Here is a 9,727-nt window from a genome sequence, read left to right on the forward strand (position 1 = left end):
CAGAGCCCCATCACCACCGCCAGCTGGGGGATGTTCTGGGCCGACATGCGGGCCTGGTTGTAGAAGATGCGGCCAAAGTGATCCCGGTCGGGGAACACCTCATCCTGCATCGGCAGAAAGGCGCCGCCGGAATCCACCAGATAGAGGCAGGGGAGGCGCAGCCGCTCGGCGATGGCCTGGGCGCGCAGATGTTTTTTCACCGTGAGCGGGTAGTAGGTGCCGCCCTTTACGGTGGCGTCATTCACCACCAGCATGCACAGGCGCCCAGAGACCCGGCCGATGCCGGTGATGATGCCGGCGGCGGGCACCGGCTCGTCATAGACCTGCCAGCCAGCGAGCGCCGACAGTTCGAGAAAGGGGGAGCCCGGGTCCAGCAGCTGATTGATGCGCTCGCGGGGCAACAGCTTGCCACGGGCCTGATGGCGGGCGTTGTTGGCCGTGCCGCCCCCTTGCGCGATCTCGGCAATGCGGACATGGAGATCGTCGACCAGCCCCTGCATGGCGGCTCGATTGGCCACATATTCCGGGCTCGCCGTGTCGAGGCGGGAGTGGATACGACTCATGCATTTTCTCCCATCAGCTCGCGACCGATGAGCCAGCGGCGGATCTCCGAGGTGCCGGCGCCTATCTCGTAGAGTTTGGCGTCCCGCAGCAGGCGGCCAGTGGGGTATTCGTTGATGTAACCGTTGCCGCCGAGCAGCTGGATAGCATCGAGCGCCATCTGGGTGGCGTTTTCGGCGGCAAACAGGATGGCTGCGGCGCAATCTTTACGGCTGGTGCGACCCTGATCGCAGGCGCTCGCCACCGAGTAGACCAGCGCCCGGCTACTGGCGAGGCGGGTATACATGTCGGCCAGCTTGCCCTGCACCAGCTGAAACTCGCCGATGGCTTGACCAAACTGCTTGCGCTCACGCACATAGGGCAGCACTACATCCATGCAGGCCTGCATGATGCCAAGGGGGCCCGCCGCCAGCACCACCCGCTCGTAATCGAGCCCGCTCATCAGCACCTTGACCCCGCCGTGCAGGGTGCCCAGCAGGTTCTCCTGCGGCACTCGGCAGTTGTCGAACACCAGCTCGCAGGTGCTGGATCCGCGCATCCCCAGCTTGTCGAGCTTCTGGGCGGTAGAAAAACCGGGAGTCCCCGCCTCGACGATAAAAGCAGAAATCCCTTTGGGACCAGCAGTTGCATCTGTCTTGGCATAGATGACGAAGGTGTCGGCATCGGGACCGTTGGTGATCCACATCTTGTTGCCGTTCAGCACAAAGTGCTCCCCCTCGCGCACTGCGGTGAGGCGCATGCTGACCACATCGGACCCGGCTCCCGGTTCGCTCATGGCCAGTGCCCCCACATGCTCGCCGCTCACCAGCGGCGGCAGGTAGCGCGCTTTTTGCTCCAGCGTGCCGTGGCGGTGGATCTGGTTGATGCAGAGGTTGGAGTGGGCGCCGTAGGAGAGGCCGACCGAGGCGCTGGCGCGGCTTACCTGTTCCATCACCAGCACGTGGGTCAGATAGCCGAGGTTCACCCCGTCATACTCCTCCGCCACCGTGATGCCGTGCAGCCCCAGCTCACCCATCCGGGGCCAGAGATCGCGGGGGAAGGCGTTGCTCTGATCGATCTCGCTGGCGCGCGGGGCGATCACTTGTCGGCAGAAGGCCGCAACCTGTTCGGTCAGGGCATTCAGGGTCTCATCCATCTGCATCCATGCTCTCCTTGCGGATATGACAGTCGGGTAGGAAGGTGGGTTCGACCGGCTGACTCGGCGTTACGGCTGGCAGTGGTCGGTCCATTTTGTACTTCACTTCTGCCACAAGTTTACGTTAGCGTAAACGTAAATCAATTGTTAATCTGTTGTGTATCGATAAAGCGGTGGTAGTGAGAGTGTCATCAGCTATCACGACAATAGCGCCGTAGTGGCAGATCCGACTGACGCAGCGTGTGGGCGCCGCGTCATAAAGCGCTAACGCAGGAAAATAAGCGCGGGGCAACAAGGGAGCGAACGACAAGATGGATTTTACCCTGACCGATGATCAACTGGCGTATGTGGAGGCGGCCGCCGCCTTTGCCGATGAGGCGCTCAAACCCCATGCCGCGCGCTGGGACAAGGAGCATGAGTTTCCGATCCCGACCATCAAGCAGGCGGCCGGGCTAGGTTTATGCGGTCTCTATACCCCGGAGCAGTTTGGCGGATTGGGGCTGCCGCGCCTCGATGCGAGCCTCATCTTCGAGCGCCTCGCCATGGGCTGTACCTCGACCACGGCGTATCTGACCATCCACAACATGGTGAGCTGGATGCTGGGTAGCTGGTTGCCCACCGAGGTTGCCAAAGAGTGGGTGCCCAAACTGGCCAGCGGCGAATTGCTGGGCTCCTATTGCCTCACCGAGCCGGGGGCGGGCTCCGATGCGGCGGCACTCAAGACCCGGGCGGTGCGTGAGGGTGACAGTTACCTCATCGAGGGGACCAAGGTCTTTATCTCGGGGGCAGGCAGCAGCGATGTGCTGGTGGTGATGGCCCGTACCGGTGGTGAAGGTGCGAAGGGGATCTCTGCCTTTATGGTGCCGGCTAATGCCCCCGGCGTGAGCTATGGCAAGCCGGAAGAGAAGATGGGCTGGAACAGCCAGCCGACCCGGGAGGTTGTTTTCAACGGGGTTCGCATTCCTGCCTGCTATCGGCTGGGCGAAGAGGAGGAAGGGTTCAAGTTCGCCATGCAGGCCCTCGATGGTGGGCGCATCAATATTGCCACCTGTTCGGTGGGCACCGCCCAGCAGGCGCTGGATGATGCGCTGGCCTATGTGCAGCAGCGCCAGCAATTTGGTCACCCGATCAGCGAATTCCAGAGCGTGCAGTTTCGCCTGGCCGATATGGCGACCGAGCTGGCTGCCGCCCGTTTGCTGGTGCGTCAGGCCGCCGACAAGCTGGATCGCGGGGCACCGGACAAGAGTGCCTGGTGTGCCATGGCCAAACGGTTTGCCAGCGATGTGGGCTATCGGATTTGCGATGATGCGCTGCAACTCTTTGGCGGCTATGGTTATATCCGCGACTATCCTCTCGAACGCTATCTCAGAGATACCCGAGTACATCGCATTTTGGAAGGAACCAATGAGGTGATGCGCCTCATCATTGCCCGCCGCCTGCTCAGTGAGCAGGGGCTCAGCCTGGAGTAAATGCCTATGATGACAAGGATTCATGTGGAATACCACGGTCATGCTGCCTTGCTGACCCTGGACCACGCCCCAGCCAATACCCTGACGTTACACGGCCTGCAGGCCTTTCAACGTCTGCTTGCCGAGGTGGCCAGTCACCCCGAGGTGGTGGTATTGGTGCTCAGTGGTCAGGGGGTGAAATTTTTCTGTGCCGGGGCCGATCTCAAACAGTTTGCCGGGGACGATAAAGTACTGGCTCGCGATGTCGTCGAGGCTTTTGCCCAAGCCTTTGATACCCTTGTTACCTTTCCCGGTGTCACGATCGCCGTCATTAATGGTTATGCCATGGGTGGAGGACTCGAACTGGCACTGGCTTGTGACATTCGCATCGCCGAGCAGCATGCGGTGCTGGCCTTGCCAGAGGCATCGGTGGGACTGCTTCCCTGTGCCGGGGGAACTCAACGTCTCACTGAGCTGGTGGGACAGGGTTGGGCCAAGCGCATGATCCTCTGTGGCGAGCAGGTTTCGGCGACGCAGGGTTATGAGATAGGGTTGGTGGAGCAGGTGGTGTCTACCGGTCAGGGGATCGGCGCTGCCAAACGCATGGCCAGTCACGCGATGGCACAGAGTCCTGCTGCCTTGCGTGCCTGCAAGGAGCTCATTAATCAGGGGCGCCGTCGTCCCCGTGATGAGGTGTTGCCTATGGAGCGGGAGGCCTTCCTTGCGCTGTTTGATGACCCCAATCAGCAGGAAGGTGTACAGGCCTTTTTGGAAAAACGAGCGCCAGAATGGCGCTATTGAGACAAGGAGAGTCTGATGACAGTGCATGTCAGCCTTCTGACCCTGCCCGGGGATAAGCGGATCGGTATCTTGACGCTGGATGCTCCCACCTCCCTCAATGCTTTAAGCCTGCCGATGATCCAGATCCTGCAACAGGCGCTAACCCGTTGGGAGCAGGATCCCGCCATCGTCTGTGTGCTGCTGCAGGGGGCGGGTGAGAAGGCATTTTGTGCCGGTGGCGATATCCGCTCCTTCTATTACCGCAAGCAGGAGGTGAGCGAGGTGGAACTGTTCGAATATGCCCGCGATTTTTTCGAGCAGGAGTACCGGCTTGATCACCACATCCACTGTTATCGAAAGCCCCTGATCTGCGTGGCGGACGGTATCTGCATGGGGGGCGGCATTGGCCTGTTTGCCGGTGCCGATTTTCGGGTTGTCACCGAAAGAAGCCTGTTCGCCATGCCGGAGGTAACCATAGGACTCTACCCCGATGTGGGGGCAAGCTGGTTTTTAAGCCGTATGCCTGGGCGACTGGGGCTCTGGCTTGGTCTCACCGGCGCCCGCTTCAACGGGAGTGATGCCATCGGTCTTGGGCTGGCGGATCACGCCATCGCCAGTGTCGATTGCGATGCGCTGCTGTCACACCTCGCCGTGCTCGACTGGGCTGGCAGTGGTGATCCCCGTGAGCAGATCGATCTGCTACTCAGGGGGTTGCACCGTGAGGTTGCGGCCCGCTTGCCTGCGTCCGTGCTGATGCCTTATCAACAGAGGATCGACGCCCTGCTGGCGGGACGCACGTTGCAAGGGGTATTGGCGCGGTTGTTCGAGGCTCAGTTCGATGAACAGGAGGTGGTACTCCAGCAGGCGCAACAGATCTGCCTCACCGGCAGTCCCATCAGTCGCGCCATTTTGTGGCGCCAATATTGGCTGGCTCGCCGTTACTCCCTGTCTGAAGTATTTGCCGAGGAGCTGACCCTCTCGGTCAACTGCGTGCTCAAGGGGGATTTTGTGGAAGGGGTGCGGGCACTGCTGATCGACAAGGATAAAGATCCCCGCTGGCAGCAGTTGCCTTTGGAAGGGGAGTGGCTGGATGAGTTCTATCGCTGGCCACAGGGAAGCAATCCGTTGGCCTGCAAGGAATAACAGATTGGCAAACGACGCACGCCGCTATCAGCTACGCAAGGAGCATGCGGGATGACAAGGATCGGGTTTATCGGGCTCGGCAACATGGGCGGCCCCATGGCAGCCAAGCTGGCCAGGGCCGGGCATACGGTGCAGGTGTTTGATCTGGTTGCCCAAAACATTGAGCGAGCTATCGCCGATGGCTGCATCGCAGCGGGGGATGCCCGCGAGGCGGTGACCGGCTGCGAGGTGGTGATCAGCATGCTACCCGCGGGGGAGCATGTGCGCGCCCTTTGGTTGGGCGAGAGCGCCGGTGAGCGGGGCGGGCTGGATCTGCTGGCGGCCCTGCCGGTTGGCGCACTGGTGATCGACTGTTCCACCATCGATGTCGATTCTGCCCGTCAGGTGGGAAACGTGGCTCGTGCGCGTGGTTTGCGCTTTATCGATGCCCCTGTTTCTGGCGGTGTCGCTGGCGCGGCCGCCGGAACGCTCACCTTTATCGTTGGTGGCGACGCGGCAGATTTCGAGGCGGCAAAACCCCTGCTCGCCTGCATGGGGCAGAACCTGTTTCACGCCGGGGCGCTGGGGGCGGGGCAGATCGCCAAGATGTGCAATAACATGCTGCTTGCGATCCATATGGCGGGCACCGCCGAGGCGCTGGCCCTCGGGGTGAAGGAGGGACTGGATCCCGCCGTGCTCTCCACCATCATGGGCAAGAGCTCCGGCAACAACTGGAGCCTGGAGCGCTACAACCCCTGGCCCGGGGTGATGGAGAATGTGCCTGCCGCCCGCAACTATCAGGGGGGCTTTATGACCCGCCTGATGGTGAAAGATTTGGGGCTGGCCATGGCGCTGGCTGAGCATGCTCACAGCGCTGTGCCCATGGGGGCGCTCGCGCGTAACCTGTTCAACCTGCATGCCGCTCAGGGGCAGGGGAGCCGAGATTTCTCCAGCATCGTCGAACTCTATCTGGATAAACAGGGTCCCGCCTGACGGGCCACCTCTCTTCAAGGCATCTCTCTTCGACCAGCTACAAGGAGCATTGATGGATATCAAAGATAAGGTCATCGTTATTACCGGCGCCGGACGTGGCTTGGGACGGGCCATTGCGCTGGCCCTGGGCGCACAGGGGGCGACGCTGGCACTGCTCGACATCAATCGCGCCGATCTGGAAGCGACCGCCGCCATGGTTCACCGCCAGAATGGTCAGTGCGATCAAGATAGCCAGTGCGAGCTGTTTGTCTGCAATGTGGCGAGCGAAGTCGAGGTTGAGGCCGTGTTTGCTGCAATCAAGGAGCGTTTTGGTGTGCTGCACGGTCTTATCAACTGCGCCGGCATTTTGCGCGATGGCATGCTGATCAAGGTGAAAGAGGGTGAGCTGGTGGAGAAGATGACGCTGGCCCAGTGGCAGAGCGTCATCGATGTGAACCTCACCGGTACCTTCCTCTGCGGTCGCGAAGGGGCCGCGTTGATGGCGCAAGGGGGGCAGGGGGGCGTCATCATCAACATCTCCTCCATCGCCCGCGCCGGCAATATTGGCCAGAGCAACTATGCCGCCAGCAAGGCGGGGGTAGCCTCGCTGGTGGTGACCTGGGCGCGGGAGCTGGCCCGTCACGGTATTAGGGTGATGGGGATAGCCCCCGGGGTGTTTGCCACAGACATGACGGCGGCGATGAAGCCGGAGGCGATGGCGCGGATGCAGCAGGCCATTCCGGTCGGCACCCTTGGCGAGGCGCAACAGCTGGCCGAGACGGTGAGCTTTATTTTTGCCAACGACTATCTGTCGGGAAGGATGATAGAACTGGATGGCGGCTTGCGTTTATAGGGATTTACATAATGGGCCCCGGTGTTTCCACCGGGGCTTTTTTATGCAGATTATTTATACAGAGAGTGCCTGAATAGGGATGCATGGGGACCATGCGAGTCAGGTTGTGTTGGCAGAAAAATGAGAAATATCAATGGGTCTTTCTTAATTTGAACCAGCTCACAAGCCATATGGGGCAGTGCTGTAAAATTGCGCCCGGTCAAGGTGGCGCATGATTGATGGCACGAAGGATTGTGGTTGGAATAATCATGCAATATAGTTGCCGCCTTTTTCATGGGGTCAGGATTTCAAGCCCCTCCCATATTGCGCGCAGTATGAATACGGACGCTCTGCAGCCGCCTAAATAAACAGGATTGAGATGGACAAGAAACTAGGGCTGGGCGCCCTCATTTCGCTGGTGATCGGCTCTATGGTCGGTGCCGGGGTCTTCAGTCTGCCACAAAATATTGCTGCGCATGCCAGTGCCGGGGCGGTCGCCCTGGGTTGGGCCGTCACCGGTCTTGGCATGATCTGTCTCGCACTGGTTTATCAGAACCTCTCCATGCGCCGCCCTGATCTCGATGGCGGTATCTTCAGCTATGCCAAGGCCGGTTTCGGCGATTTTATCGGTTTCAACGCCGCCTGGGGTTACTGGCTCTGCCAACTGCTGGCCAACGTCTCCTACGCCATCGTGGTGTTCAGCGCCCTGAGCTACTTCTTCGATACGCCGAACAACGTCATCTTTGGTGACGGCAATACGCCGGTGGCCATCACACTGGCCTCCATCCTGATCTGGTCGGTGCATGCGCTGGTGCTGCGCGGGGTGCAGGTTGCTGCGCTGGTGAATATCGTCACTACCATCGCCAAGATGGTGCCGCTCATCGTCTTTTGTGTCGCGATCCTGCTGGCCTTCAACATGGATACCTTCACTCTGGATATCTGGGGCCAGAGCAACCTAGAACTGGGCTCCGTGATGGATCAGGTCAAGTCCACCATGAAGGTGACCCTCTGGGTCTTTATCGGGATTGAAGGGGCTGTGGTGGTCTCTGCCCGTGCCCGCCATCGTAAGGATGTCGGCCGCGCTACCGTGCTGGCGCTGCTCGGCGCCCTGGCGCTCTACGTGATGGTGACCCTCTTCTCGTTGGGTGTCATGAGTCAGCCGCAGCTGGCGGCGCTCAAGAATCCTTCTACTGCCATGATCCTGGAGGCTGTAGTCGGCCCCTGGGGCGCCTGGCTTATCAACATCGGTCTGGTGGTGTCGGTGATGGGGGCGCTGCTCAGCTGGACCGTGCTGGCCGCTGAAGTGCCCTATATCGCAGGCAAGACCGGCGTGTTTCCGGGCTGGTTTGCCAAGGAGAACAAGAACGGCTCGCCGCAGGTGTCGCTCTGGTGCTCCACCTGTCTGGTGCAAGTGTTCCTCATCATCATCTACTTCCAGAGCAGCACCTATCTGGCACTGGTCAACATCGCCACCTCGGCGGCGCTGGTGCCCTACGTTTTCTCCGGTGCCTATGGCCTGAAGCTGGCATTGAAAGGAGAGACCTATCAGGGTCAACCCCATCAGCGCAAGCGTGACCTGCTGCTGGCTCTGGTGGCGACCGTTTACGGCTGCTGGCTGGTCTACGCTGCCGGTGTGGAGTACCTGCTGCTGGTGGCGCTGCTCTATAGCCCGGGCATCTTCATCTACTGGAAGGCGCGTCAGCATCACGGTCTGCGCGGCCTTAACCGGTTGGAGCAGGGGATGACGGCGGCCCTGCTCGGCTGTGCCGTGCTGGCCTTCTACAAGGTGATGGACGGTACCATTCCACTGCACTAACCGGCACAATGAAGAGATGGCCCTCGCGCCATCTCTTTTTTTTCATGCTGATATCCATTGTCGTCCGACCGAGTTGGCCGTTTATCGTTCAAGACAGGAATTTTTATGCTGTTTATGGGTTACCTCCTGCTGGGGGCATTCGCTGGGATGCTGGCGGGACTGTTCGGGATCGGAGGTGGATTGATCATTGTTCCCGTACTGGTGGTCAGTTTTCGTGCGATGGGATTTGAACCCGAAATCATTACCCATTTGGCCCTGGGCACTTCCCTTCCCACCATGATCTTTACCGGATTCAGCTCGCTTAGAGCGCACCAGGAAGCGGGCGCCGTCGACTGGGTGATGATCCGCAGATTGGGGGCGGGCATGCTGGTTGGAGCCTGGCTCGGTGGTATGACGGCCAATCTGCTCAGTGCCAGTACCCTCAATATCATCATCGGCTGCTTCGCCTGGACTATGGCGCTGCAGATGGGGCTTAACCTCAAGCCCAAGGCGGAAAGACACCTGCCAGGAGCGTTCGGCACCGGCATTGCTGGCACAGTGATAGGCTGGATGTCCGCGCTGTTTGGCATTGGCGGTGGCTCGCTCACCGTCCCTTACCTGAGCTGGAACTCGGTGCCGATGCGCAATGCAGTGGCGGCCTCTGCGGCTTGCAGCATGCCCATCGCGCTGGCGGGGAGTCTGAGCTACCTCTATGCGGGTTGGGATCATGCCGATCTGCCCGAGTGGAGTGTGGGCTACATCTATCTGCCCGCCCTGCTTGGCATTGTGCTGACCAGTACCCAGTTCGCCCGCATTGGTGCCAAGCTGGCGCATCGCCTGTCACCAAAACGCCTCAAGCAAGCATTTGCCCTGTTGATGCTGCTGGTGGGGGCGAAATTTATGCTGTTTAGCTGATTCATTCGGCAGATTGTTGAAAAATAAGGCAAACGAACAATCGAAGGGCAGAAAGCCATTGCATTGAGAGGCCAGTTTGCCTATTCTCCTCGCCGGTGGTCCTATTGGTCCTCTCGCATTGATAACCCGTCGACCTGGTCAGGACCGGAAGGTAGCAGCCAAGGCGG

General features: G+C 60.2%; 9 protein-coding genes and 1 other RNA gene. 8 read left to right on the plus strand and 2 right to left on the minus strand.

From position 1 onward, the window contains the following. Positions 1 to 563: carboxyl transferase domain-containing protein (locus ACRAUW_RS14530; protein WP_431362846.1), on the minus strand; the 563-nt coding region annotated here is incomplete at its 3' end. Continuing rightward, entirely contained in the window at positions 560 to 1,702 is a 1,143-nt protein-coding gene (locus tag ACRAUW_RS14535) for an isovaleryl-CoA dehydrogenase (RefSeq protein WP_431362847.1), read from the minus strand. The genes ACRAUW_RS14535 and ACRAUW_RS14530, both read right to left, overlap by 4 nt. A gap of 305 nt (positions 1,703 to 2,007) precedes the next feature. Here ACRAUW_RS14535 and ACRAUW_RS14540 point away from each other — a divergent pair, with 305 nt between their 5' ends. The 8 genes from ACRAUW_RS14540 to ffs all read left to right on the plus strand — a co-directional run. After that, positions 2,008 to 3,165, plus strand: coding sequence for an acyl-CoA dehydrogenase family protein (locus ACRAUW_RS14540; protein ID WP_431362848.1), 1,158 nt, complete (start codon positions 2,008 to 2,010; stop codon positions 3,163 to 3,165). A gap of 9 nt (positions 3,166 to 3,174) precedes the next feature. Continuing rightward, positions 3,175 to 3,945, plus strand: coding sequence for an enoyl-CoA hydratase (locus tag ACRAUW_RS14545; RefSeq protein ID WP_431362854.1), 771 nt, complete (start codon positions 3,175 to 3,177; stop codon positions 3,943 to 3,945). A 15-nt stretch (positions 3,946 to 3,960) separates the two neighbouring features. After that, a complete protein-coding gene (locus ACRAUW_RS14550) occupies positions 3,961 to 5,067 on the plus strand; it encodes an enoyl-CoA hydratase/isomerase family protein (protein ID WP_431362849.1) in 1,107 nt (368 codons plus the stop codon). Between the two features lie 51 nt (positions 5,068 to 5,118). Beyond that, complete coding sequence (gene mmsB, locus ACRAUW_RS14555; protein ID WP_431362850.1) at positions 5,119 to 6,039, plus strand: 3-hydroxyisobutyrate dehydrogenase; 921 nt, start codon at positions 5,119 to 5,121, stop codon at positions 6,037 to 6,039. 52 nt (positions 6,040 to 6,091) lie between these two features. Next, entirely contained in the window at positions 6,092 to 6,871 is a 780-nt protein-coding gene (locus ACRAUW_RS14560; protein WP_431362851.1) for an SDR family oxidoreductase, read from the plus strand. A 358-nt stretch (positions 6,872 to 7,229) separates the two neighbouring features. After that, the gene (gene arcD, locus ACRAUW_RS14565) at positions 7,230 to 8,666 is read left to right on the plus strand and encodes an arginine-ornithine antiporter (RefSeq protein WP_431362852.1); all 1,437 of its coding nucleotides are present in this window, start codon (positions 7,230 to 7,232) and stop codon (positions 8,664 to 8,666) included. Positions 8,667 to 8,771: 105 nt separating this feature from the next. Beyond that, positions 8,772 to 9,560, plus strand: a complete 789-nt coding sequence (locus ACRAUW_RS14570; protein WP_431362853.1) for a sulfite exporter TauE/SafE family protein — start codon at positions 8,772 to 8,774, stop codon at positions 9,558 to 9,560. 102 nt (positions 9,561 to 9,662) lie between these two features. Beyond that, an RNA gene (gene ffs / locus ACRAUW_RS14575) (signal recognition particle sRNA small type) lies at positions 9,663 to 9,727 on the plus strand; the annotation flags it as partial.

Origin of the sequence: Aeromonas sp. (genome assembly GCF_050633025.1) — a bacterium.
Classification (GTDB): domain Bacteria; phylum Pseudomonadota; class Gammaproteobacteria; order Enterobacterales; family Aeromonadaceae; genus Aeromonas.

What these genes read in the sequence shown, in the direction of transcription:
- ACRAUW_RS14540 (WP_431362848.1), top strand. Translation starts at nt 2,008, where the DNA reads ATGGATTTTACCCTGACCGATGATCAACTGGCGTATGTGGAGGCGGCC.
- ACRAUW_RS14570 (WP_431362853.1), top strand. Translation starts at nt 8,772, where the DNA reads ATGCTGTTTATGGGTTACCTCCTGCTGGGGGCATTCGCTGGGATGCTG.
- mmsB (WP_431362850.1), top strand. Translation starts at nt 5,119, where the DNA reads ATGACAAGGATCGGGTTTATCGGGCTCGGCAACATGGGCGGCCCCATG.
- arcD (WP_431362852.1), top strand. Translation starts at nt 7,230, where the DNA reads ATGGACAAGAAACTAGGGCTGGGCGCCCTCATTTCGCTGGTGATCGGC.
- ACRAUW_RS14535 (WP_431362847.1), bottom strand. Translation starts at nt 1,702, where the DNA reads ATGCAGATGGATGAGACCCTGAATGCCCTGACCGAACAGGTTGCGGCC.
- ACRAUW_RS14550 (WP_431362849.1), top strand. Translation starts at nt 3,961, where the DNA reads ATGACAGTGCATGTCAGCCTTCTGACCCTGCCCGGGGATAAGCGGATC.
- ACRAUW_RS14560 (WP_431362851.1), top strand. Translation starts at nt 6,092, where the DNA reads ATGGATATCAAAGATAAGGTCATCGTTATTACCGGCGCCGGACGTGGC.
- ACRAUW_RS14545 (WP_431362854.1), top strand. Translation starts at nt 3,175, where the DNA reads ATGACAAGGATTCATGTGGAATACCACGGTCATGCTGCCTTGCTGACC.